General features: G+C 38.7%; 1 protein-coding gene. It reads left to right on the forward strand.

Going from position 1 to position 238, the window contains the following annotated elements; all coding sequences use genetic code 11:
- Positions 1 to 238 (forward strand): hypothetical protein (locus tag KVT37_RS32805; RefSeq protein WP_217579084.1); only part of this gene is annotated, 238 nt, incomplete at both ends.

The following is a 238-nucleotide window of genomic DNA, read 5'->3' on the forward strand; positions in this document are numbered from 1 at the left end:
AGCGGCTGCGATTACAGGGGCTACAGTAGCTTTTACTCATTTTTACAAAACTAACGAGAAATTTAAGGGATTCGTTGACGGAACTATTAAAGGGATTACGGACTTCAGTAAAGCTTTAGTTAAAAACGGAGCTGAATTACTCCAAAATGCTTACAATTCAGACAAGGTACAGAATAGTATTAAAGCCATGCAGTCAGGATTCGTCATGGCAGGTAATAAAGCGAAAGAGTTTGGTTCT

It is taken from the genome of Mesorhizobium sp. GbtcB19 (assembly GCF_019091085.1).
Taxonomy (GTDB): Bacteria; Pseudomonadota; Alphaproteobacteria; order Rhizobiales; family Rhizobiaceae; genus Mesorhizobium.